General features: G+C 53.8%; 14 protein-coding genes, 1 tRNA gene and 1 rRNA gene. 3 read left to right on the top strand and 13 right to left on the bottom strand.

Features of this window, described 5'->3' with window-relative positions; genetic code table 11:
* Nucleotides 1-77: 77 nt before the first annotated feature.
* A 5S ribosomal RNA gene (rrf, locus tag BITS_RS05825) occupies nt 78-194 on the top strand.
* A 761-nt stretch (nt 195-955) separates the two neighbouring features.
* Here rrf and trxB read toward each other — a convergent pair.
* The 6 genes from trxB to BITS_RS05790 all read right to left on the bottom strand — a co-directional run bounded on the left by trxB (nt 956) and on the right by BITS_RS05790 (nt 12,344).
* Nucleotides 956-1,900, bottom strand: coding sequence for a thioredoxin-disulfide reductase (gene trxB, locus BITS_RS05820; protein WP_026642705.1), 945 nt, complete (start codon nt 1,898-1,900; stop codon nt 956-958).
* A gap of 248 nt (nt 1,901-2,148) precedes the next feature.
* The gene (locus BITS_RS05810) at nt 2,149-3,288 is read right to left on the bottom strand and encodes a D-alanine--D-alanine ligase family protein (protein ID WP_238556556.1); all 1,140 of its coding nucleotides are present in this window, start codon (nt 3,286-3,288) and stop codon (nt 2,149-2,151) included.
* Nucleotides 3,289-3,421: 133 nt separating this feature from the next.
* Nucleotides 3,422-4,744: an aminotransferase-like domain-containing protein gene (locus tag BITS_RS05805; protein WP_026642707.1), complete on the bottom strand. Its 1,323-nt coding sequence runs from the start codon at nt 4,742-4,744 to the stop codon at nt 3,422-3,424.
* A gap of 373 nt (nt 4,745-5,117) precedes the next feature.
* Nucleotides 5,118-9,323: a murein biosynthesis integral membrane protein MurJ gene (locus tag BITS_RS09525; RefSeq protein ID WP_026642708.1), complete on the bottom strand. Its 4,206-nt coding sequence runs from the start codon at nt 9,321-9,323 to the stop codon at nt 5,118-5,120.
* On the bottom strand, nt 9,320-11,557 hold the full coding sequence (locus BITS_RS05795) for a DUF6049 family protein (protein ID WP_051264387.1): 2,238 nt from the start codon (nt 11,555-11,557) through the stop codon (nt 9,320-9,322). Before BITS_RS05795 ends, BITS_RS09525 begins: the two co-directional genes overlap by 4 nt.
* 106 nt (nt 11,558-11,663) lie before the next feature.
* Nucleotides 11,664-12,344, bottom strand: coding sequence for an NUDIX hydrolase (locus BITS_RS05790; protein WP_026642711.1), 681 nt, complete (start codon nt 12,342-12,344; stop codon nt 11,664-11,666).
* Between the two features lie 98 nt (nt 12,345-12,442).
* Between BITS_RS05790 and BITS_RS05785 the strand changes: the two genes are divergently transcribed.
* Nucleotides 12,443-13,861 (top strand): CCA tRNA nucleotidyltransferase, encoded by a 1,419-nt coding sequence (locus BITS_RS05785; protein ID WP_026642712.1) that lies wholly within the window; start codon nt 12,443-12,445, stop codon nt 13,859-13,861.
* A 272-nt stretch (nt 13,862-14,133) separates the two neighbouring features.
* On the opposite strand, the gene BITS_RS05780 is transcribed toward BITS_RS05785, so the two are convergent.
* From BITS_RS05780 to BITS_RS05750, 7 genes are all read right to left on the bottom strand, one after another.
* Entirely contained in the window at nt 14,134-14,757 is a 624-nt protein-coding gene (locus BITS_RS05780) for a LytR C-terminal domain-containing protein (RefSeq protein WP_026642713.1), read from the bottom strand.
* A gap of 35 nt (nt 14,758-14,792) precedes the next feature.
* On the bottom strand, nt 14,793-15,728 hold the full coding sequence (locus BITS_RS05775; protein WP_407712215.1) for a 4-(cytidine 5'-diphospho)-2-C-methyl-D-erythritol kinase: 936 nt from the start codon (nt 15,726-15,728) through the stop codon (nt 14,793-14,795).
* A 35-nt stretch (nt 15,729-15,763) separates the two neighbouring features.
* A complete protein-coding gene (gene rsmA, locus BITS_RS05770) occupies nt 15,764-16,672 on the bottom strand; it encodes a 16S rRNA (adenine(1518)-N(6)/adenine(1519)-N(6))-dimethyltransferase RsmA (protein ID WP_026642715.1) in 909 nt (302 codons plus the stop codon).
* A 135-nt stretch (nt 16,673-16,807) separates the two neighbouring features.
* The gene (locus tag BITS_RS05765; RefSeq protein WP_026642716.1) at nt 16,808-18,262 is read right to left on the bottom strand and encodes an aggregation-promoting factor C-terminal-like domain-containing protein; all 1,455 of its coding nucleotides are present in this window, start codon (nt 18,260-18,262) and stop codon (nt 16,808-16,810) included.
* A 598-nt stretch (nt 18,263-18,860) separates the two neighbouring features.
* Nucleotides 18,861-18,934 (bottom strand) — tRNA-Thr (locus BITS_RS05760).
* Nucleotides 18,935-19,344: 410 nt separating this feature from the next.
* Entirely contained in the window at nt 19,345-20,313 is a 969-nt protein-coding gene (locus tag BITS_RS05755; protein WP_026642717.1) for a DsbA family protein, read from the bottom strand.
* A 152-nt stretch (nt 20,314-20,465) separates the two neighbouring features.
* The gene (locus BITS_RS05750; RefSeq protein ID WP_026642718.1) at nt 20,466-22,649 is read right to left on the bottom strand and encodes a serine/threonine-protein kinase; all 2,184 of its coding nucleotides are present in this window, start codon (nt 22,647-22,649) and stop codon (nt 20,466-20,468) included.
* Between the two features lie 371 nt (nt 22,650-23,020).
* On the opposite strand from BITS_RS05750, the gene BITS_RS05745 reads away from it, so the two are divergent.
* Entirely contained in the window at nt 23,021-25,999 is a 2,979-nt protein-coding gene (locus tag BITS_RS05745; protein WP_044259585.1) for a beta-glucosidase, read from the top strand.
* Nucleotides 26,000-26,192 lie beyond the last annotated feature (193 nt).

Below are 26,192 nucleotides of genomic sequence, written 5' to 3'. Positions count from 1 at the left end.
TCCACCGTCCGGTTCCCAAACAACCGGCACCCCCGCTGGGAAGGGTTCGATCCTCCCGGCCGGGATAACATAAGATTTGCGGCGGCCATGGCCCAGGAAAGACGCCCGGAACCATTCCGAACCCGGAAGCTAAGGCCTGGCACGGCGATGGTACTGCACGCGAGAGCGTGTGGGAGAGTAGCACACCGCCGCATCACACTTCACAAAGGGACCCCCGACGGCACAACAGCCACCGGAGGTCCCTTTTTTATTCTTATATACACAAAACAAATAACAGGGAATCAGCGTTGCAGGCATGGAAGATATCATAATGCTGATGAGTATTGAGCCATCAGATATTATTTTCTTCATTATCATATTTACCGTCATCGTTGTCGGACAGATATATTTCAGGCATCACGATCATAAGGGTGAATAAGAAATGCAAACTATGCTGAACATTCTTGTTTGAGATAGAACATCCATACTTTGCGAGATTTGTTGATCAGGCTCTGTAGAAATACATTCTCTTGTATGGGTGCATCATCTCGGAGTATTGCCTTCAACATATTCCGGACATATATGTGTTATGCCTTGTTGCAAAGTTGGATGGTACGAAGAATATATATGTGCTTAATTTGCTTGTTTAACTATATAGAGTATTTCACCTCTATTTAGACAATGCGATAAGGAGTTGTGTGACTATCTCCAAGAAAACCTCCGCAGTGCCTATCTGTATTTGTAGCGACCTACTGACAATGCATGTGAGTTCATTAAATGGCATAGCACAGTCAAAATGAGATTGTTCAGGATATATGTCAGCGGTTCCAGCGTAGAGCTTTAGCGGTATGTTTACCCATACAGTGCTTTCTTCAAATCATGCCGAAAATGAAAGGGGCGTTAGCAGGATAACCCGCTAACGCCCCTAACGTAATTGCTCTTTAGATGCATCCTTGAGAATGCATAAGCAGCGTGTTTAGGCCTCTTCCAAAGAAGTCAGATAGGCCTGCGCATCCAATGCGGCACGGCAGCCCATACCGGCAGAGGAAATAGCCTGTCGATAGACACTATCCACCACATCACCAGCGGCAAATACTCCTGGAACATTGGTACGGGTCGAAGCGCCATCAACAAGGATGTATCCATGATCATCGGTCTTCACAGCGCCGTTGAGGAACTTGCTTGAAGGTTCATGTCCAATGGCCACGAAAACGCCTTCAGCGGGCATTTCAGAGGTTTCACCGGTTACGGTATCGCGCAGGGTTACGCTTTGTGCACCGGAGTCATTGCCATTGACGGATTCAACGACTGCATTGGTGCGGAACGTAATCTTTTCGTTTGCACGAGCGCGGTCAACCATGATCTTGGAAGCACGGAATTCGTCACGTCGGTGGATCAAAGTCACCGAAGATCCGAAGCGGCTGAGGAAGTCTGCTTCTTCAAATGCACTATCACCGCCACCGATCACCACGATCGGCTTATTGCGGAAGAAGAAGCCGTCACAGGTGGCGCAGTAAGAAACACCGCGACCTGAATACTCGACCTCACCCGGGACTCCAAGCTTGCGATATTCTGCGCCAGTGGTGATCACCACAGCCTTTGCGGAATACGTATCGCCCTGATCAACGGTTACAGTCTTGACTTCGCCATCAAGATCAACAGAAACGACGTCATCCAGCAGAATCTCGGCACCGAATTTTTCGGCCTGCTTCTGCATGGATTCCATCAATTCAGGACCCATGATTCCATCGATAAAGCCAGGGAAGTTTTCGACTTCGGTGGTATTCATCAGCTGTCCGCCAGGGGTGAGTGCACCTGCAATAACCAGAGGCTTATATCCTGCACGGGCAAGGTAGAGGGCTGCTGTGTATCCGGCAGGGCCGGATCCTACGATAATTACATCACGCTGCTGTTCAGTCATGCGTCCACCATAACATCATCAGACCAGTGTGCCGACAGCGCAAAACCTTTACTCTGACGACCAGACTCCTCATGGGTTTTGCCTGACCGAATCTGACAGAACCAGTTTCTGCCGAATTCTGCATCCACAGACACAAATCTCGCTGAAACCCGCATTCGCTTGGATTCGCTTCCGCTGGAATTCACTACTCCTCTGTGGAGTTCATGACTCCACAACTATGCGCATCTGGGTTATGCGAATATGCAGCCTTAAGCCTCGGCTCGATTTTGGCGCAAGACCGACTCGACCAGTTGTGAATACAGATCAGCCAGATTATATCCTGCAGCGACCGCAGCCTGCGGGAGCAAAGAAGTATCTGTCATGCCAGGAGTCACATTCGATTCCAGGAATTGAGGAATGCCGTCAGCGTCCACAATGAAATCTGTTCGGGAAATATCACGGAGACTGAGCGTGCGATGCGCTGCCAACGCTGCATCCTGAACAGCCTTCAGAATCTCCTGAGGAAGCCGCGCAGGAACATAGAAATCAGTAGGGCCAGGCGTATATCGGGCATCATAGTCATAGGTGCCATTCGGTGTGGAAATCTCCAAAGGAGGCAATACCAGAGGCTTTCCGTCAATATCAAGAATGGAAACAGAAACCTCGGTTCCTGTGACGGCCTGTTCGACAAGCGCCACATCGCCATAGGCAAAGCAGCTCACCATGGCCTGAGGCAGCTGCTTCGCATCGGTTACCAGTGTGCAGCCCATTGCAGATCCACCCATAGTGGGCTTGATGAAAAGCGGCAAACCCATGGATTGAACAAGCAGATCGATTACCTTGCCGGCACCGAGTTCGCGGAACATGGATTCCGGCAAGGTCACCGAATGAGGAGTATTCAATCCGCCGAGCTTTCGCACCACATTCTTGGCAATAGGTTTGCTCCAAGCGGTGCGCGAAGCCTTGGCACGAGAGCCGATATATGGCAGGCCGACCATCTCCAGCACATCCCTAATGGAACCGTCCTCGCCATTGGCCCCATGGAGCAAAGGCCATACGATATCGGGACGAGTGCTTGGATTATTGAGATATTCAATCAGATCACTGTCCATGTCATGGAAGACAACATGCCACCCGGCATCTTCGAGGAATCCGCCTACGCGGTGACCTGAGCTGAGGGAAATATCGCGTTCATGGCTGAGCCCGCCGCAGATAATCAAAACAGTCGTATCTTTACGCGCTTTGAGCTCGGTTTTGGTGGATGATTTGGTTGAAGAGGCCATGTTTTCCTTATATGCTGCATCAATTGCATGTGAAGTATCGGACTTCAAGTCTGTGTTGCCGGCTTGTGCAGCATCTGCCAATGCCTGCGCTGCTGCGTCTTGACTAGTTGCGTCTTTATCTGCCATGACGTATGCCTTCCTCATGAATTCAATTGCGCTGTTGCCATTCAAATGGCTGTTATGCGCGATTCTGATATATCTTCTGATATGTCTGTCGCTGCCTCTTACGAGGCTTTGTTGGTTGAATTTTTGGATTCAATCAATTCGTATGTGGACCTGGCGTCTCCGGATCGCGTGGATCGGGGTCAGGATTGCCGCTGGTGCCGAACAGCTCCACGGTTTCACGCTCGGCATCCATAACCGTGGAAAGACGGCGCACGCCTTCACGAATGCGATCAGGTGTCGGATAGCAGAAGGAAAGACGCATATGGTCGCTGCCTTCGCCGTTATTGTAGAAACCGGTACCTGCAACATAGGCAACCTTGGCGGTAATAGCCCTCGGCAACATGGCGCGAGAATCAAGACCATCCGGAATGCGCAGCCAAATGTAGAACCCGCCCTTGGGCTTGTTCCAAGTGCAATATGGCAGATATTCACGCAATGCCGCATCCATGGTTTCGCAGCGTTCCTTATACATGCCGCGATAATCGTTGATCTGCTTCTTCCAGTCGAAATTATCCAGATATGTGCTGATGGTGAATTGGCTCATATTGGAAGGGCACAGTATTGAAGCTTCATTGGCAAGCACCAGCTTATGCCTGATTCCTGGAGGGGCCACCATCCAAGCTATGCGCATACCGGGGGCGATGATCTTCGAGAAGCTGGACAGGTACACCACATTCTGGGAATCCATGGATCGCAATGCCGGATAGGTCTGACCATCGAAACCAAGCAAGCCATAGGGATTGTCTTCGACAACCAACACATGATATTTGCGGGCGATTTCCAGAATGCGCGGGCGGCGTTCCACACTCATCGTGACTCCTGCCGGATTATGGAAATTAGGCACAGTGTAGAGGAATTTCACATGCTTGCCCAATTTTCGTTGCTCAATAATGGACTGCTCGAATGATTCAGGAATGAGACCGTGCTCATCCAGCTGGACATTCACCACTTCGGCCTGGAAGGACTGGAATACGCCCAAAGCGCCGACATAATTCGGGGCTTCGGCAAGAATGACATCTCCTGGATTGCACATTATTCGTGTGATCAGATCCAAGGCGTTCTGCGAACCGTTGGAGATCACCACATCATCGGGCTGGACGTCAGTAATGCCTTCCAACTCCATGATTTGCAGCACATCCTCACGCAGATGTGGATCACCTTGTGCCGAACCGTACTGCCATGCGATATCGCCCTTGTCGACCATCATCTTAGCGATGAGCTCGGAAAGCTCCTGAAAAGGCATATATTCCAGATACGGCATGCCGCCTGCAAGAGAAACGACTTCAGGCCGAGATGCGACTGCAAACAGTGCTCGAATCTCCGAAGCTCGCATCACTTCGGCGCGGTCGGCATAAGAACCGAACCAAGGATCGTTTTTGATCATTTTCGAGCTTGTGGTGTTCGCAGTCTCGGACATGCGTTTTCCTTTCTAGCGGCGCACTCTATTGCGCGATATAGCACACTGTAGCCGAAGCTGGCGTTCGTGCCACGAGTTGTCTCGAAAGGTCACCAGGTTGCTACATCAGGGTGCAATGGAGACAGTTTACTATGTGATATTTGAATGCGGGATCATACGAAGTTGGTTGAATGAAAAGGCCGCCTATTCGACGGAATGCTGTAATTCACATCGTCAAATAGGCGGCCAATCGGCTATTGCAAGGTGGGCGACATCACCAGATCCAAATCCCACGCAGTGCGGCATGTCGTACATTGCATATTCGGAAAGACGATAACGGCTCATCACCTTGGATGGGATAATCCGTAACGGAAGTAGTCTGAGGTGTTGTCACTCAGTAAATCTGCACCGAATCGATATACAACTGGTTATTCGGCAGGCTGTCCATAGGAACCCACAGCAGGAAGTCCTGAGCCTTAGTGGCCGTGAAGCGCACCTCAGTCGTGCCGCTGGCATCAAAGCTGAATTCTGCAACCTGGCTACCCTGAGTCGGATCGCTGCTCGTATTCACGCGCAGATACCCCTTGCCGCCAGAGGAACGGATCTTGATAACGAATCGTTGCGCAGTCTGCGGCTGGCTCAGATGCATGTAGTAGCCCAGACCCTGTTGGCCTGCAGGATTCGTGAGGAATTGCTGCTTGTCAATATCGTAAGGGGTATTGTTTTCCGGTACCTTGGGCGTTGGAACGGCAGAGACATTCTTATCGGCATGCGTTACCGTAACGGCCTTGGAATCCTTGGAAGCACTTTCCGAGCTACTGGCGCTCGCCTGTGCGTCTGCCGATTCAGATGATGAAGCACTTTCAGATGGCTGCGACGAAGCGTCGTCAGAGCTCTCGCTGCTTGCGCTCTTGTCGCCAAAGGGCACTTCATCAAGATTCATTGTCGGCCATTGTCCGGAGTCATTACTGACGATACCTTCATTCTTGGTACCGCCTGAGAGGCTATTCAATGCCAGCAGCAAGGCCGCTATCACCACAATAGCCACCACGCCGATGGCAATTACCTTGGTACTCAGGCCGCCGAATAGCTTGGCGTCGGCAATATCGTCATCACCCTGCGTTGACGCAGACGCTTCAGTGTTGGCATTCTGCGAATGCATACGGGGGGTGAAGCTTGGTGGCAGAGCCGCTGCACCGGCGGTCTGTGCAGCTTGGCGCTCTTCTTCCAGAGCCAGTTGCGATGCTTCGCCTGCAACGACGGTTGGAATCTGGCCGGTGGCTTCCAACATTTCAGGAGCGCCTGACCCAACGGTTGACACAGTCGGCATTTTCTTGGTGAAGTCGAACTGCATGGTCGGATTGGAATTACCGGTGGCCTGCTCGCCGAAAGTCGGGAATAGCGTGGCTTCGGTATCAGTGTCGGCATGAGAAAGCAGGCCCGCCATCTCAGCGGCTGCGACATCACGGAAATCCATGCCCTGTTGGAAAGCAGGGTTGCCGGCAAGGCTAGATTGAGCGCCCTCGCCATGACCCGTGGATGCAACCGAAGATGAAGATTTCCCGAATTTCCCATTTGCCGTTGATTCGGCCTCTGTGGAAGCATTTGGAGAATTCACATCTTCGGATGGCTGTGTGCCGCTGATTTTGGCTTTGCCCATATTCCACCAACGGCCCATAGTGGAACCGGCTGCTTTCAAGCCTTGTTGCACAGCTGCCAATACGCCGGCAAACGTTGCGGCAACGCCTGAGGCCACGGTTGCTGCGGAACCCTCCGCAGCTTTGGCAGCTCCATCAGCCGGCTTGTCGCCATTGTGCTGAACCGCATATTCTTCGGCGGCGGCATCGGAGATAAGCAAATCTGGCGAGACGGTACCCATATCCTGGCCGTCTACGGCATCAGGGACCACGGCGGGCAGCGTGGTCAATTCATCGGGCACCGGAAGAATGCTTGCGGGATCGGAGAGGCGCAACTCGGCATGAATGATCGAAGCATCACCGTCAGCGCTCGGCAAAGCAATATCGCGGGTAGCCAACGAAGTGAGCGGCTGCCAGTCTCCTAGGAGTGCATCTAGCTCGGCAAGCGTAGTGAGCAGCAATAGGTCCTGATCGCCATCACGCAGATTCAGGCCTCGAGCGCATATCAGGCGCAATTCGTCCGGCACGTCATTTGGCAGATCGGCAAGATCGAAAATGGTGTCCGGCGCTGAATGATGCTTGGTAAGCATCGCGAATAGCAGTGCGGAAATCTGGCGTACTGCCAATTGTTCACCGGCAATACCTTCAGGAGCATCGGAAAGATCTGCCATCAAAGGGCTTATTACGGCATCCGCGATTTGCACGCCATTGCTGGTGACGCGAATGGTTTCAGTGCTCAATGCGGTGTGATTGAGTCCTGCGGAAAGCAGGCGCATCATCGACTGTGTCGTTTCGCCAAGTACCGATTTCATGCCATCGAACGAGAGTGTCTTTCCAGCGGCACCTGCAAAATAATCAGTCAGCGACAGACCGGCGTCCAGCTGAGTGATAACGACACAGACCCCATCAATGTCGTGGAATTGCAGCACAGGAGTGAAACGGCTGCCGCGGGATAATGCCAGCGAAGACGCGATATTGTTAACCTGGTCTGTGACATCGCCGTCTGTGACAATGAAAAGCTGACAATCGCGAGCCAGAATGCGGTCATTGGCTTCCCACACTTGCACACCTGGTTCTTTGCGTAGCAACGACACCAAGGTGTAACGATTGATAATGATGTCTCCGAGCTCAGGTTTCATATGTCCTTCGACTCCATGCCCCATAGGTATGTGCGACGGTTGCGACGCTCCGGACATTCTACTCTCTGGGCTGGTCGAAATAAGGGATGGCTCATCCTTGGGGGTGTCTGCATTCTCGGGCGAGTTATCGGTATTTTCTGGCATCTCATCAGAGGCCGTTTTTCCCTTGCGCAATCCCAATCGCGAGGCAATCGAATTAGCGAGCGACATCAGTTCATCGGTACGCAAAGCGTGTAGCACACCGAGATACACGACAGTGATCACTATGGTGAGCAGCAATGCAGAAATCACGGCCTGGATCCAGCTCATTTCGCCGCCATCAGGTGTCAGATGCACTCCTGCGATCGCATACACAGGCGAACGAAGCCATAAACCGGTGACAAGAGCTGCAGCAGAGGCGAGCAACGCTTTGGCGTAAGCAACGGTGATACGGCGGCCGTCCAGATTTCCCTCAAAACGTTTACGCAGCATCCATGCCAGCGCCGGGAAAGCGAGGATATATCCAACGGAAACCGAAACCCCGGTCATAGTGGCCCATTGTGTTGGAGGAAGCACATTGATGCCGATAAACAGCGTCAGCAATTGCAATCCCGCCTGCAGGGCCATGAAAATAAACGGTCGCTTGCCGTCTTCAAAGGCATAGAATGTGCGCTGAATGATGAGATAGGCGCTTGTCAACGGGAGCGTAAACGATAATGCCATCAAAGGGCCGGCCATAAGCTGCGCGGCATGAGTGGTCACCGAAGGCAACAATGCCACGATAATCGGCATCGGCATGACGAGAAAAGCCACGGTGAAGAAGCACATGAGCAATCCGACATTGCGCATCGAAGAACTGAGATCCCGACGGGCGGCGTCGATATTACGATCCGCAATAGCCTGGGAAATCTTGGGGAAAATCGCGGTGGCCACTGATACGGCTATCAAGGAGTACGGCAGAATATAAATCGTGTACGCATTTTGATAGGTTGCATTGCCCGCCACACTGAACTGGTCCAATCCCATCATGGCGCCTGCACGTTCCGGTGCACTCGTGGTGACGCGAGTGGTGATAATGGTGATCAGCTGAGTGATCGTGACTATGCCGAGGCTCCAGGCTGCGACAGGACCCATCGAACGCAATCCGATTCCGGCGACGCCCCATTGAGGACGGTATTTCAAACCTATGCGATGCAACGGCAGAAACAGGATCAACGCTTGGAAAGCCACGCCCAAAGTCCACATACCCGCAGTGAGCAGGAGCTTGTCATGTGTCCAGAATTCGATGGGTTGCCGATCTGATTTGCCGAACATGGCAATGAAGGCTATGAATCCCGCGCTGCTGATGATATTGGCGCCGACAGAGCTCCACGCATACATGCCGAAATGCCCTTTTGCCGCAAGGATCTGCCCCAGCACGGTGTAGAGGCCATAGAAGAAAATCTGCGGCATGCACCACAGGGTGAAGGAGTTGGTGAGGGCGATCATATCCGGACCGCCATTGGCATACAGTCTCGTCAAAAGAGGAGTTGCAGCCGCCATAAGCAAAGTGATGCTCAGTAGCAGTGTTATGGCGAAGGTGATGAGCTTATTCAAGCGTTCCTGCGCGTCTTTGTGCTGCAAGGTACGGACGATTTGAGGCACAAGCACCGCATTGAAGATGCCGCCGGATACCAGTGTGAACACCACTTGCGGAATCATGGAACCCGCTTGATATGCATTTGCGGTGATACCGGTGGTGCCGATGGTAGCAGCCAACAGAATGGTGCGGATCTGCCCAGTCACGCGCGAGGCCGCGGTGCCTGAGGCCATGATGAGGGAGTTACGTCCTACTGAGGAGCTCATTCGTCAGGGTCTTTCTTGCGGTGGAACTGTCGCCATAGGCCCAGAACGCCCAAGACGGCTGCTGCTGCGATAATGCCGAAGCCTGTTTTGTCGCTGATTTGCAATGCGCTGGTAATCGTGGTGGAACGGGAATCAGAGAATTCCACGCCATCGCGGTCTTGAAGAGTGATATGTGCCGTTGTCGAGCCTGCGGTGGACACGCGAATCGTAAAAGTGGTCTGCGCTTCGCCTTTGGCCGGCACTTCGATTTCCGAGAATCGCGATGTCACGATTTCCATGGAATCGGTGAGAGATGAGACCTGCACACGAACAGGATATGGGTGGCTGTTGCTCACAGTGACCGGCATGCTTGCCGATTCACTCACCACGGTTATGGCATCCGATGCCACCACTGAAACGCCATTGAGCAACTGGTTGGAAAGCGATCGCGCTCCGGAAACCATGCGCTCGCGCACGTCGGAATTTGGTGCAAGCGCATGCAAAGCCAATACCGAGTGCGCACTTTGCAATGAGGCTACCCAGGCTGAACCATCTTTGGAGCGTCTGGCCGTGGAGCTTGCATCCTGCCGAGCCAAGGATTGTTCATCGCCCTTGTCGGAAGCCGCATCGGAAGAGGACGGCTCGATGCTGGTATCCATAATCGAGTTGGCGAATCGTGAGATGTCGGCCTTACTCGATGCGAGTGATTCAAGCGTGGTGCGCGTGGAGCTCAGTTCTTCTTCGCTGGGCTGGCTTGCCTGAGCAATGGTCTGTTCGGCTTCGCTGCCTGTTTGATAGGCATCTGCCGCGGCAAGAGTATTGATATCGGTGAGGGAGAGCCATGAAGCCTGTTCGACGGCATTCATAAGGGCGTCCACATCGGAGCCGGAGGATTGATCTCCCAGGCAGACCAGAAGATTTCGAGATGTGTACGGCTGTTCCATTTGATAAAAAGCGCTTTGCGCCATAAACCGTGCCAGTCTGCCTGCTGCACTGGTCTCTCCGCTGGCGCTATCGCTTGTGGCTCGCCCTTGTGCAAGTTCGCTGAGCACATTCTGGCTTGTCAGCACGGTAATATCACCCTGCGATGTGGGAACTACCAATTTCCCCGTATGCACTGTTGCATCATCCTGATCGCCAAAACCCGAATCAGCAATAACCGTTTCATATCCTTCGGCGCGAGCCTGTTCCAAAGCCTGTTGAGTCCATGCGCCGCTTCCTTGCACCGCAATAACCGGTGAGGACGCGTTATCATCGCCCAATGCGCTGCGCAGCTGGCCCAAAGCAGTATCGGCATTCCACTGGGAACTGTCCACTCCTGCCGTGGCATACGCCTCAGCATCGCCTATGGCGGCATAAGCGGTGATATCAAACATTCCCGGTTGGGTTATTGCACTTACGCGAGGCGGAATGGAAACGGCTTTCAGATACGTCGGGTCGGCGATAACCTGCAATAGAGGGTGCCGCGAGAGCACCTGCTGTAGTGCACGCTGCGTATTGCCGGCGTCTGCACTGGTGGTGACTATTCTCTCAGGGTCCGTACTGCTGGAGTCCGATGACCTGCCCGCATCGGACGTGTCAGTCCCATTATTCGAGGAGGAGTCAGCCGAATCAGCAGTGGTCAACAGATTACTCGTGACAGAATCGTCGGCCTGCCACGCATTGGTGCCCAAAGGCAATGCCACGGTCATGGACATAGCGGGCGTTCCAGCCGTCTGCAGACCATCGCTGGAACGCGTGAGGAATGTGTGGCTATCCGCGCGATTATTCGTGTTGGCATATCTGATCAACACAGGCTTGGGACCCCATGAAAGAATCGCAGATAGCCGATCCTGATCAGCGGCTACATCAACAGACACCGTGGCCTTCGCGCCGGCATCAATGGCCGGTACATCAACTTGTCCCAAAGTGTCCGGCATCGGGATATTCACGCCACTTTGTGCCCACTGCTGCATATCGGTACGTGATACAAACGAGTAGAAGACATTGGTCGCAACCGTCAGATTACCGGCTTCCAGAGCGGATTCGGTGTTATTGGTGATGGTGGCCTTGACATGGTATCCGGAAGAGGCAGTGACCACGGCTGTGGACTCATCGATAGTCAGTGAGACTGTTTTGCTGGCGTCTGCGCTCGCGGCGTTCTCTGAAGTATCGGCTGCAGGTGAGGTAATCACCGGTGCAGTATTGGCGCCATTATTGGCATTACGCATAGCGCCCACGGCCAAAGCTTGGTTGGCTGGCAGACAGCATGTCATTACTGCCAGTACTGCTGTGCATATGGCCAAAACGGCATGGCGGAGCGTGCCTGATGCTGTGGACCGGCGTAGATTGGCCGCGTCCGATGAGACAAATCGGGTCAAGTTATGCCTGCCTGTTCAGTTTCCGTGCGTACAGCCACGCAATCTTGCGTTCATTGGGATAACTCAATACCTTATCGAGATCATCGAACCGCACCCAGATGGCATCCTCCGCCTCATGGTCAGGGTCTCCTTCCACCGTGAGGGTTCCGCCGATGCGGCGTAAGGCAAAATGGTGAACAAGTTTATGGACGCGTTGCGAGGAGCCTGTGAACCAGTAGTCGATTGTGGCAATGGAGTCCACGACTTCGCCCAATATTCCTGTTTCTTCATGCACTTCGCGCACTGCGGTTTGCTGAGGGGTCTCACCTTTTTCGATATGTCCCTTCGGCAGGCACCATTCCAGATGGCCGCTACGAGAATGTCTGGCGATTATGGCGACATAACCGCGTTCGTCGAAAATCAGGCCTCCGGCAGAGTATTCGCGCACAACCGGGAGATCCTGGGCATCAAGAGATGCGAAGGTCGCAGGGGTGTCCGCACTTCGGCGTCGCGGCATCATTGCCGGAGTCGGCGTGCGGTCTGCGATATCCTCTTGTGCATCTTCTATGACAACGGAATCCTGTGCGTCTTCAGGGCGATCGGATTCCGATGTATACAGCAATGTATCCGGTTCCAACGGGTTTTGGGCATGGTTCACCGCAGCACCGGCGAGCATGCGCGCGAGGTCTGCGGGAGTAATCATGTCTTCCACCTTACTCAACGCATTGTGCAGGTGGGGTAACGGTATGCTAGTAGACGCAATATTGTGCACAATGCAAGATATGCCGTGAAAGGGTATGCGTGAACTTCGAAGTATGGCCTGAAGCCGTTGAATTAGGGCGGTTATTCGCCGAGCAGGGATATGAGCTCGCTCTTGTCGGCGGACCGGTGCGTGATATGTTATTGCACCGAAAATCGCATGACTTGGATTTCTGCACGTCGGCGCGTCCTGAACAATTCGAGCCGATTCTGAAATCCTGGGGGCATGACGGATTCTGGGATATGGGTCGCAAATTCGGCACCCTGGGCGCAATGCGTCGCAGAAAAGACGGCACTGAGGTCCAAGTTGAGGTGACCACCTATCGTTCAGATGCCTACGATCCTGATTCACGCAAGCCTGAAGTGAGCTATGGCGATTCCCTCGAAGGCGATCTGTCACGCCGTGATTTCACGGTTAATGCCATGGCCTTGCGTGTGCCCGATTTGGAATTCGTGGATCCTTTCGGCGGGGCCAACGATCTGGCAAAGTCGGTTTTGCGTACGCCGGTGAATCCTCGGCAGTCCTTTGATGACGACCCTCTGCGCATGATGCGTGCGGTGCGTTTTGTGGCCCAGCTCGGATTCCGCATTGAGCCGGAAACAGCCGAAGCGATTATGGATATGAGCGATCGCCTGGAGATCGTGTCCGCTGAACGTGTGCGCGATGAATTGACGAAGCTGCTGCTTTCCGACAGGCCTCGAGCCGGCATTGAAGCATTGGTCGAATCCGGTCTTGCCGATTTTGTGCTGCCTGAAATCCCTGCCTTGCAATTGGAAATCGATGAGCATCATCGTCATAAGGATGTGTTTGAGCACACCATGATGGTCTTGGATCGCGCTGTGGCCTTGGAGACGGATGACGATGGTCCTGTTCCCGCGCCGGATTTGAAGTTGCGCCTGGCTGCCCTATTGCACGATATCGGCAAGCCGAAAACACGGCGTTTCGAAGTGGGCGGGAAGGTCAGTTTCCATCACCATGACGCCGTGGGAGCAAAAATGACCCGCAAGAGGCTGAAGGCCTTGCGCTTTGATCACCATGTGGTTGACGATGTGAGCAATCTGGTTGACCTGCATCTTCGTTTCCACGGTTATATCGATGAGCCCTGGACTGATTCTGCGGTACGCCGTTATGTGAAAGATGCCGGCGACCTCTACGAGCGCCTGAACCGTCTCACTCGCGCCGATGCCACCACGCAGAATCGCCGCAAGGAGCAGATGTTCGCAGCCGCTATGGATGAGATGGAACAGCGCGTTCGCGATTTAAAGGAGCAGGAGGATTTCAACGCCATCCGTCCGGATGTGAATGGCAATGAAATCATGGAAATTCTGCAACTTGAAGCCGGTCCCATGGTGGGCAAGGCATATCGCCATATGCTGGACTACCGCTTGGATAACGGTCCTGTTGATCATGAAGTGGCTGTTGCCGAGCTGAAGCGTTGGTTTGAGGAGCAGTCGGCTTAGGCACGGCGAAGAGCAATGTGAGATCGGTGTGTTGTGACAGTATCGTGTGCAGCACACCGATCGTGTCTCGCGCCAATAATCAGGAGCGCTGCCCGCAGTCGCAATAACAAGCATGTAGGCACGAACCAAGCTCTATAACTCATGATCGTGGCAAGTAATGGGGCCGTCCATGCTTCAAGACGCAAAAGTGGTCTATAACAGTGCCGGTTGAAGTCAAACTAGCATATCTGAAGGTGCCCGTGCGAGACCGGTGTCTGAGATGCCTCAGGGCATCACACAGCGGTATGTTCAGCGGCCTTCGGGACATTTGTCATTTGGTCAGCCGCAACGCATCCCTCGATATTGGTGATATTCGCACCTGCTGCAGGGACGTTCTGCTTGTCCTGCAAATCTTTGAAGGTTGCGCCCAGCACGACGTCGATAAGCTTGTCTTCACGATCATCCATTTGCAGGATTGCGTCAGTGAAGTTACTGTTCAAGGTGTATGCCTCAGCAATGGCATTCTTGCCAAAGTAGATGGTGGTGCGTTCAACCGAAGTGGTGGAATAGTTGCCTACGGAAGTCACGTTGAAACTGCGGTTTGCCAAAGCCTCTCCAACAGCCTTGGCAAAGCCACTGAAGGCTGTGCCATTCATGACCCGAATGCTGACAGAGGAATTGTCAACGTATTTTGCAGGATTGCCGTCTTGGTCTGCAGGAGCGCATGGTGCCTGAATGCCGTAATTCGGCTTGACAACGGGTGAGTCTTGCTCTCCAAGACCGAATACGTGGAACATAAACAGCGAAGAGACGATGACCGCGACAGCCATTACGGTGGCGACTACCGAAAAAACGATGGTCTGACGCCTGCGCACATACGCCTTGCGCAGCTCACGTTCGTCGAATTGTTCCGTCATGTCCCTCATGCCCCTTGTGTATTGGCGAATGTCTTCTACTGTACCTTTAGAGTTTGACTCGCGCGAGAGTGAATCACCGGTGTTACTGGCGCTGTCGCAACGATAATGCGATCCACCGCATGGTCATGCAACCATGCTTCGCGCACGGTTCGTTCAACCTCATCCGAGGGGACGAAAGCGATGGCTGAAGGTCCGGATCCCGAAACGAAAGCATGGCTTGCCCCTGCTGCAAGAGCTGCCTGAATGGCCAGCCCGCTTCGAGGATGAAGTGTTATCGCGGCATGCTGCAAGTCGTTATCATCCCCGGTTCCGGCACCCAGCTCATCGAAAGCCTGATATACGTGTGGGGTGCTGAGTTCATGATGATAGGCACCAACCAAAATATGCCCGGCGTAGCCTTGGTCACGCAAACGCTTGCCGAGTTCACTTTCACAAGGAATGTCTTCGATACACTCACCGAATCCTGTGCCACGCGCATATCCTCCGGTAAGGCAGAATGGCATATCCGCACCGAGGGTGGAGGCGATGCCCCGCAAACGCTCAATTGGCCAATGCAAGTCCCACAGCTCATTGAGTGCCAGCAATGTGGCTGCGGCATCAGCCGAACCGCCGCCAAGACCGGCAGAGACAGGAATGCGTTTATGGATATGCAGCGCCACATCAGGCGACTTTCCACTGGTCTTAGCCAAGGCAAATAACGCTGAAACGGCATGATTGCGCCTCATATCGCTATCCGTTGCTGCGAGGTTGCCCAGATGCGTTCCTGCAAGTTCAAGCGAGAATCCAGAACCTTGTGGCTTTTGGCACACGGTTACCGTATCCATGACGCCTACTGCACAATACACAGTGTCCAATTCGTGCCTGCCGCCCCACTCCTCGTGGCGCTCGCCTACACGCAGCGTGAGATTCGTTTTGGCAGGGCAATCAACGCTGACCGTCATCATGCCGTCCGACATCATGCTTGAGGTCATACCATGGGTATCTTCGCCAGTTTTTGCACTATTGCTCATGCTTGCACCTCGGTGGATGTGCTGGCACGAACACCCAGTGCTAGTGCGACGAATTCGTCGATGGTCAGGGTTTCCCCACGACGTGTGGGATCGATATGGGCATGCTCATAGGCCTCGTCAGGAACAATCCTCTTCAATGCGGCATGCAGAGTCTTGCGACGCTGGCTGAACGCGGCATCGATAAGCGCGAATACTTCATCGCGTGATGGCGCGTCCGCGCGATTGCACCATGCATCATCCTGCTTGCTGAAGAGCACCAACGCCGAATCCACATTCGGCGCGGGCCAGAACACGTTTCGTCCGATAAGCCCCACGCGCTCCGCCTTGCCATACCATGCCAATTTCACGCTTGGTGTGCCATAGATTTTGCCGCCTGGTTGTGCCGAAAGACGGTCTGCGACCTCTTTTTGCACCATCACCAGGAAGCGGTTCATTGCCGGGAACCGCTCCAAAAGCGTCAGCACGATCGGGGTGGCGACGTTATAAGGGAGATTAGCCACTAAGGTTAGCCGGTCAGCGGCAGCTGCTTGAGGCAGATGTTCGGCGGTGACGGTAAGCGCATCATGATTCACCACGTGCAATCGATTCGCCGCATCGGGCATGAATTCTGCGATCGTTTGCGGCAGTCTCTGAGCCAGTGGCGGATCGATTTCGACAGCGGTGACCCGCGCTCCGGCTTCAAGCAAGGCCAGCGTCAGCGATCCGAGTCCGGGTCCCACCTCGATAACGTTTTCTCCGGGCTGCACCCCGGCTTCACGAACGATGCGACGCACGGTTCCGGGGTCGATAACAAAATTCTGGCCGAACTTCTTGGTGGGGGTGACACCGGCATCTGCAGCGATACGTCTGATATCCGCGGCGCCCAACAGGTGGCCTGCAGCATGATCTGATGGTGCATCAGCCATGAGAGCGGCTGCAATATCGCTTGACTTCGTGGTATTGGTCGTGCCTCCGTCCATATAGCCGGTCATGCCTGCTGCTGTCTCATAGGCATGGGTATTGCCGTCATGGGAAGAGTGTGCGCCGTCTTGCCTCATTGTTTAATACCATCCATATTGTTCAGAGTGCTGCCATGCCGCAGAGGGGTTGCCGTATCGGCCTGCAATATAACTGAGGCCCCAGTCAATTTGCACAGCGGCATCGTCACGCCAGTTTTCCCCGAAGGTCGCCATTTTGCTGCCCGGCAGTGATTGCGGGATGCCATAGGCTCCTGAACTGGAGTTTTCTGCGTACCACAGCCAGCTGGATTCACGGTTCCACAGGCTTACCAGATCTGTCCAATTCTGCCCTGTCCAGCCGTATTGCGCCGCGGCCCCGGCTGCATAGGTTTGGGCCTGTGCCGGAGTGGGGTGCCAGAGCCTGCCGGAACTTTGACTACTGTCAGAAGAGCCGGAGTTGCTGGAATTTCCAGAATTATCGGATCCAGAGTTGCCGGAGTTCCCTGAGCTTCCTGAATTGTTATTGCTGCTGCCTGAATCCGATGATCCGGAATTGCTGCTGGAATTATCAGATGAACCTGAATCGGAGCCGCCTGAAGGCTGCGAAGGGGATTGACTTGGTTCAGAGGATGAATCCTCCGGAACATTGGTGCCCTCGTCGGCTCGCCCATTGCCGGTGTCATCATTATTTTCGGCTGTCTTATCAGGGCCTATGGCAATGATCTGATCAAGTGCGACTTTCGTCGTGGTTTCGGACTGCAAAGTCTCGCTTTCGGCAACGCCGTCGACATATGTTACGTCGTAAACCTGTTGTTTTTCGCCGTTCTCACCTTGTTGGCGAATAACTGTTTCTCCTGGTTGCAATGTGGAATCGATAATGGTTTGCGTGCCAAAGGGAATAGGGACGGTCCGTGTCTCTTGGCCATGCGTCACGCGCTGGACGCGAAGAATGGTGGTTCCACCGTCCTCTTCCACGCTGACTCGGTCCTCTTTGTTGAGAATGATGCCCTTGGAATCCAAAATAGATGCAGCGGGGAGCTTGCCATTGGGGGCAATTGATGTCTTGCCGTCCGCGATGACGGTCACAGGGCCTTCCTTGTTGATGACCATGCCGCCGGTGAGCTGGTTATAGACATTGTCGATATTGACAGTGATCTTCGATGCCGCTGCCTGCTCGTTGCTCTTGAAGAATCCCAACAATTCATGCGCGCTGCTTGCCACGGTCCAGAATGGTACCTGCTGTCCATTGATGGTGATCGTGGCTTGATATGCGCTGCGCACAGTGACAACCGAATGGTCGGTCAGATTTTCAGTGCCATTTGTGGAAGTGACCACATCATGGCTTTTGATACTGATGCCTTGTTCCTGGAGCAGTCTCGGTACGCTGCCTGCATAGGTCTTTACCGTTTTGGTTTGGCCATTGACGGTCAGTGCCACGGTCTTGCGCGCAGAGAATCCGAAGGTGACCGCACTGGATATCACTATGGCGACAACACAGATTGCCACACGAATGCGTCGTAATATCACAAAACGTCGCGGAGTCCATCGACGTGCCATGGCGCCCTCTTTCCTTATTGATATCGGCGCGGGCCTGAACCGGCTACCGAGCGCTACGCTTCACGGCTTATATGGTAGCTGTTCTTTCTGCATAACGGTTAGGGAACGAACCAGCGTCACCTATTTCCCCACAATTACGCCCTTTCCTCAACCATTATTCCCGCTGTGGCGGGAATAATAATCTTCTGGTGTCGCCTATCTAGCCACGAATAACAGGCAGTCAGGCATGGCTACTAGCCCGCTCGTGCAGATGTGGTTGAAGCAGGTGTCAATATGCGGGCAAATATGTGTCGATAAACAGCAGACTTCAATTGCACATTAAACGGCAATGGATTGGACTGATGCGGACATTCGGGGAAGAGTGTCAGGAATCCTGCACATACGTGGATAACGAATCCGCATATCTTTGAAAAAAAGAAAGAGGGGGCGAGGAGAGAAGGGGATGTTCCTGCCCCCATAAGTGGAGCTGGTTGGGGGGACGCTCCACTTACCTGCTCGGAGCCATAAGTTGGGGGAAAGCTCCGAGACTCTTACTCGCGTAAGTGTTATACGCAGAATCAACGTATACAACCATAATACGCTATATTCTTGCGCTTAGAGCCTCCTGTCGGGATCGAACCGACGACCTGCCGCTTACAAGGCGGCCGCTCTGGCCATCTGAGCTAAGGAGGCCTTGTTCCTCAACTGCCATCGGTAATTCCGAGACATGGAACGATTGAATAGCATACCACATAGGAGATGCGATTCATCCTCAAATGTCGCTTGTGTCACAACATATATGACAACTTTGTGTGCCGGTGCACATCGCTAATGCTGAAATCAAAAGGATTTCAGTGTTTGACAATTCATCACGACATGTCAGCGACAAAATTTTTAACCAACCTTTTTCGACATGATAATCATGCTTGCGAGCGGTTATCCTGTGAAAAGCGGATTTCTTGCTCAGAGCGGAGCATATTCATGATTGCTCCACATACACAGGCTTATATGCGCCTATGTTCAATGATGCGCGGGAGTTCACGACTTCCCGCGCATCATATGCAGCTGCCTAATGCCTTATCGCTGTATCGATGAGCGTTTCCTCACTGTCCTGTGGTGAGTGAAATCGGCTTTCCGGTGGAGCCAATCGAAGGCATGGTGGACTGGCCAACCTGGCTTTCTTCAAGTCCGATTGATGCCAGAACAGCGTCCTTCCAACCCATCTGAGCCGTATTCATATCGGATGTGTTGATAATCGTGCCGTTGATGGTGACCGCTGGAGTGGTCATGCTTCCGGCGGAGCTGCCGGAGGTATTCCACAGCTCCTCGCGTTTCGGTGTATACACATTGATGGCATCCAGCCAATCTTGGTATTCACGATTCATGGCCGACTTGGCGATGTCCTCGGAAACCCCGGCCTTGGTGGCCTGCTCGATTATTGCATCGTCGCTGACCGCCTTGTAGCTGCTTTCAGAAGGCTGGAAATCTTCGGCGTAGATATTGGAAATGAAATTCAACAGATGGTCCGGATTGCTGTCATGCGAAGCTATGTATGCAATCGCTCCGGAAACACGACTGGAGTATTCGTCGGTCGAATAACGATCCATGAAGGACATCGGATAGATTTCCAGATTGATCTGCCCTGCATTCATCATGGAGATGAGGGTGGCGTCGGTGGTTCGGTTGAAATTGCCGCAACCTGGGCACATGGGATCCATATACACTGCGACTGTCGGAGCTCCGTCAACGCTGGTATTGTAGCCATTTTTCGACATGAGGAAACCGCCCTTGTCATCGGCGGTGGATGGCTTGTCGGAGACAGACTGAAGACGCGAATATGCTTCGCTCACGCTGATATTGGCTTCCTGAGTGGCCTTGATATTGCGATAAATGACCACGCCGATCACTGCGACAAGAGCGACGATAACAAAGACGACGATGGCGCCGATAATGGTCTGCTGCTTGCGCTCCTTGGCTGCCTGCTCCTGGGCTGCCTTTTCGGCTGCCTCTTCTGCTTCGCGACGGGCGGCGCGTGATTTGCGTTTGGCGGCCTGTTTCTCGTTCTGGGCCATGTGATTCCTTTCCGAAGTCCACGACGCATGGGATTACCGTCATGACACGAGGCAAGTCTAGTTCAGGGGGATGAACGCAGGGCATGGTTCTGCCTCCTGCGAAGTGTTCAGTGTTTGGCTGTCATGTGAAGCTGGCAGTCTCAGAAAATGACTCACAGATACAACAGAGGCGCCCAGTCTATGGAAGAGCCTGCGACCAAGATGGCGACGCCGCCCAGAATGCAGGCTATCCATGCTGCGGTTAGCACGATACCGCGAGTGGCCGAGGGTGACTCTTTCTGGGAATAGCCCGTTGGACCTTGTGATGAAGCTTGCTGAGCTGCAGAAGATGCGCCGAGCACAGCACCTGTTCCAATACGCATGAATACAGATCGAGGTCCCAAGCCGTTGACCAGCCATGCGCCGGCATACATGATCCCCAAGGTTATTCCACCAAACGACAAAGGCGCACTGTTAGGCAATGGAATATATGTGGTGAGAGGTCCTAAGGGGATGACCAAGCTGATATGCGGCGATCCAAAGAGCAAGGTGATGCAAGTCGTGCCAATAACCGTAATGGCGGCAAAGGCCAAGATACGGGGAATGCTCAGGAGAGCGGCCTTCAAAGCATGCCAAGGGAGCACGGCTACACGCAGTACAGCGTCCGAGGGTTTGCACACGCCTCCTCGTCGCGCTTCGCGTCCCAATTGCGCTTCCACATTCAAACCCAATGTCAAGAGCACCCAAGTCACGATGAGTGCCAGGAACAGCGCCACAATCGGAACGGTCGCTCCAAATAGCCCGAATACCAAGGCTATTGCCCATTGGGATATGCTGCCGCGCTGAACATATGCGCCTCGTTTGGAATCGGTTGGACTCGGCGCCTGTGCATAAGGAAATGGGTCAGTGAGCTGTGGAGCTGCCTGTTCTTGGGGGATTTCGGGGGGTATTGACGGTGGTGCCGGCTGCATGGCATCTGTCGGCATTGCCTGTGTGCGCGGTTTCGAGCCTGCAGTACGCTGAGGCGCCGGGGATGGTGCCGTTGATGTCGAAAGCGGCATGACTGCTGTTGCCTGAGGAGATATTGCAGATGTCTGCACAGGGGAAGGGGCGGATGCAGACGAAGAGGCATTCGATTGGTCGGCGATACGTTGGAGTGCGGGTTTTGCCGATGATTCGGCCGACTGAGATGGCTTCTCCTGAATGGGGAAGCGCGAAGTCGCCTCAGGATCCTGCAGCGGCAACGGCGTTGTGCCATCGCGCTCAGCTTCGATGGGCTGTGAGGCATCCGCAGTCATGGCAGGCATAATCTGTGTGCCGGCATCATCGCCTCTCCACAGTGAGCGAGGATTGTCGATATCGGGTCGAGGAATGCGCAAAAGGCGCGTGGCTGCGCCGGTATCAGCTACCTGAAAAGGGCGCATCGCCTCGGATACGGCATATCCATGCTCTTCATCTGAGTCGATATAAGCCTCGTTGCTCCATGAAGGAGTCTGCAAAGTATCGATGCTAATGGCGTCCAAAAGCTGTTCAGGGGTGCACCTTCTCTGCGGATCTGGATGCAATGCGGAGCGAAAAGCCGCCATGGTTTGCGCAGGCAGACCGACCAGATTGGCGTTGCCTGAAGCCTCACGTTCCAAAACCGTCATCATCGGCTTGGTGCCGAACACAGGATTGCCCGTGGCGGCAAAGGCCAAAACCGAGGCAAGAGACCACCAATCCGTAATATCGCTGGACTCGGCACCATCGATGATCTCAGGGGCAATGAATCCGGGCGTACCCATGACTAAACCAGTTCGCGTGACATGCGATTCACCCGCGCCCATGGCGATGCCAAAATCCACCAAAATAGGGCCACTGGCCGCAACCATCACATTAGTGGGCTTGATATCGCGATGAATAATGCCCGCGGCATGCACGGCACGTACCGCTTCAATCAGCTTTCGTGCCAAGCGTTCCAGGTCGTCTCCGACATAGCGGCCATTGGCGGCAACGTCTTCGCGCAGATTGCGACCTTCGATAAGCTCGGTGACGATGAAGGCCAGGGAATCATCCAGCTCCATGTCGACGATTGCACAGACCCCGGGGTGACGGACTTTTTGCAAGGCCATGGCTTCGCGGCGCAGGCGCTCGCGGGCGGTCATGGTTTCTTGCATATCATCGCTGCTGAGATCGTCGGCCGGCACCTCTGCGAGCGAATCGCGGAGTATTTTCATGGCATATTGCTGGCCGCCGTCATCGCGCACGCGCCACACGGATCCCATGGCTCCACTTCCAAGGCGTGACATCAAGGTATACCCGCCGACCAATTGGCCGGGTTCCAGGTTCAATGCATGTGCCTCGTTCATGCCAACCATCCTAGTAACCCCTGTGAAAAGAGTGGCGTGCGGGCTCTCTATCTGGTGGGATAATTCATCGCTGATTCGCCAATACGCACTTATGCAATGTGCGATTCGGCATGCAAAATATCGTAACTGAAGCGAGATAATGAACCACATATGCGAATGGAATGACCATACATGCAATAAAGGATGCGGTGATCAGGCAGTGCGGCTGTAATGGATATATCGGCATAAGGACGTGCATCTTTGCGTAGCCATTATGAGTCAAAACGATGTTATGGTGCATCGGCGAGACCTGCTTGGATGACTCCTGAGCCGGGAATATGACAACCGCTCAGCGGCGGGAATGAGCCCGCTGTGACGCGCAATCTGGAGGAGAGGCGCTCATGCTACAGATCAATTGGGCAGACGTCATCGCCGTAGTGAACTCACTACTGCCGTATTTGATTACGGCCGGAGTGCTTTTGGTACTGGCGATAATTATTACCTTCGCCGTCAATAAGAAGACGGTGAAGAATGTGGGCACGCGCAAACTCGTGCATTCGCAATCGTGGATCGTGGTATTGGTGGGCGTCGTCGTTGCGTTCTCCATGATGCTGACAGGTCCGCTGGCAACCATTCTGAACAATGCGACCGTTACGAAGTACGAGCTATCTGACAGCACCGTTACCGCGGCCAACGAATTGGCCAAGGAAGTGCAGTCAGAGGCGATCACCATGCTGCAGAACAATGACGAAAACCTGCCATTGAGTGGCAAGAAGGTCAACGTTTTCGGCTGGGCTTCGACGAATCCTGTGTATGGCGGCACCGGTTCAGGCTCAATGTCTGACCAGTATCCGACCGTTTCTCTGTTGGAAGGCATGAAAGATGCCGGTCTGGAAACCAACAGCGAGCTGTCCAAGCTCTACACCGATTACCGTGCCGACCGTCCGGAAGTGGGCATGTTCGCCCAGGATTGGACACTTCCTGAAGTGCCCGCGGCTCAGTATTCCGATACTCTGATCAACGACGCCAAGAACTTCTCCGATGAAGCAGTTGTTGTGATTGCCCGCGTTGGCGGCGAAGGCGCTGACCTTCCTATGAATATGAAGGATCAGTACATTACCTACAACGACAACTCTTCTGAATACGCCGATTTCCAGGATGGCGAGCACTTCCTGCAGCTCAGCCAGACCGAAAAGGATATGATCGATCTGGTCACCAAGAACTTTGACAAGGTCACCTTGGTCTACAACGGTGCGAATGCTTTCCAGCTTGACTTCGTGAACAACTATCCGCAAATCAAGTCCGTGCTGTGGACTCCGCCTGCAGGACAGACGGGCTTCTCGGCTTTGGGCGATGTGCTCGCGGGCACCACGAATCCAAGCGGCAAGACCTCGGATACCTTTCTCAAGGATCTGACCCAGATCCCGTCCTACAACAATATCGACCGCGTGGGCAGCACTGAGTCCTATACCAGTACTTTGGGAACCTTCCGCTACGACAATGTCGATGAATTCAAGACCTCTTTCCCTGGATTCGCCGGCACAGTGGAATCATCCCCAACCTTTGTCAACTATGTTGAAGGCATCTACGTCGGATACAAGTTCTATGAGACGGCTGCCACCGAAGGCCTGATCAACTATGACGATGTGGTGCAGTATCCATTCGGATATGGTCTGTCATACACGAGTTTCACGCAGTCCATGGGCGATGTGAGCTATAGCAACGGCAAGATTTCCTTCGATGTGACCGTGACCAATACCGGCGACAAGGCCGGCAAGGATGTGGTTGAGGCGTATTACAACCCGCCATACACCAACGGTGGCATCGAGAAGGCCTCCGCCAATTTGGTCGCCTTCGAAAAGACCGACCTGCTCGAGCCCGGTGCATCGCAGACCATTACCATCTCCTTCGACGATGATGATATGGCTTCGTATGACTCCAAGAATGCCAAGGCATATGTGCTGGAATCCGGAGATTATGGCGTGTCCATCCGCTCGGATTCGCACACCATCATTGACGAGAAGACCGTGACCGTGGCGGATACCGTCACCTACAATTCGGATTCCAATACGCATGACAGCGATCAGACGGCTGCAACCAACCAGTTCGACGATGCCGAAGGCGATGTGACCTATCTGTCGCGTGCCAACAACTTCGCCAACTATGCCGAGGCAACTGCTGCTCCGACGAACTTCTCCATGAGCGATGAAGTGAAGTCCAAGTTCATTGCCAATGCGAACTACGATCCGACAGAGTACGACAATGCCGATGATCAGATGCCAACTACCGGAGCCAAGAACGGCTTGCGATTGGTGGACTTGCGTGGCAAGGATTATGATGACGCCGACTGGGACAAGCTGCTCGACCAGCTGACCTTCGACGACATGGACAATCTGATCGCCAACGCCGGCTACGGCAGCCAGGCCATCAACAAGATCGGCAAGGTCCAGGTGACTGACGCAGACGGTCCCGCCTCATTGAACAACAACTTCACCGGCGTGGGTTCTATTGGCTTCCCGGCATCTACCGCATTCGCCTGCACATGGAACAAGGATCTCTCCAAGCAATTCGGCGAGATGATCGGACAGATGGCACACGATATGCATGTTGCCGGTTGGTATGCACCTGCAATGAACATCCACCGCTCTGCTTTCGGCGGTCGTAACTTCGAGTACTTCTCTGAGGATCCGTTGCTCTCCGGTGCCATGGCTTCCAACCAGATCGGTGGAGCAAAGTCCAAGGGCGTCTATTCCTTCATGAAGCACTTCGCGCTGAATGAAGCGGAAACCGACCGCAACTACATGTTGCTGACCTGGGCCAATGAGCAGTCCATTCGCGAAACCTACCTCAAGCCATTCGAGATGAGCGTGAAGGAAGGCGGCGCACAGGCTGTTATGAGTTCCTTCAACTACATCGGACCGACCTATGCCGGTGCTTCCGACGCATTGCTCAATAAGGTGTTGCGCGATGAGTGGGGCTTCAAGGGATTCGTGCTCACCGATTACTTCGGCGGCTATGGATACCAGAATGCCGATCAGGAAATCCGCAACGGCAACGATGCGATGTTGGCAACCACCAGCATCACCAACCACATCACCGACAAGTCCGCAACCTCGCTGATCGCAATGCGCAAGGCAACCAAGAACATCCTCTACACGGTGGTCAACGGCTGGACCTACGAGAATGGCGAGCCTGCAGTGTCTGTCCCGGTATGGCGCAAGGCAATGTACGCCGTATGGGGTGTGACAGCGGTTCTGGTGATCGGTCTGGAGTTCCTTGCCATAAGCCGCTACCTCAAGCGTCGCAAGGAAGCAGCTGCTTTGGCCGCGACTCCTCAACAGTCGCTCAGCGATGAGCCGAGCTTTGACGGTAAGGAGTGATGCGCTGAACTGACACATGGCTGGGCTGCGGTTGCTGGATATGCGCAAACGCAGGTACTAAGACCGCAGCCCAGCGCAATTCATAATCTTCTTTCTCATTCTTCTTTCCTTGAAATTGTGGCGGTACTCTCGGGTGCCGCCACAATTTCATGTTTCAGGGGCGCGGCTATGGGCATTACGCGGGATCCGCGCG

Origin of the sequence: Bifidobacterium tsurumiense (genome assembly GCF_000741765.1) — a bacterium.
Classification (GTDB): Bacteria; Actinomycetota; Actinomycetes; order Actinomycetales; family Bifidobacteriaceae; genus Bifidobacterium; species Bifidobacterium tsurumiense.
This window is presented reverse-complemented; position numbering and strand designations above follow the sequence as displayed.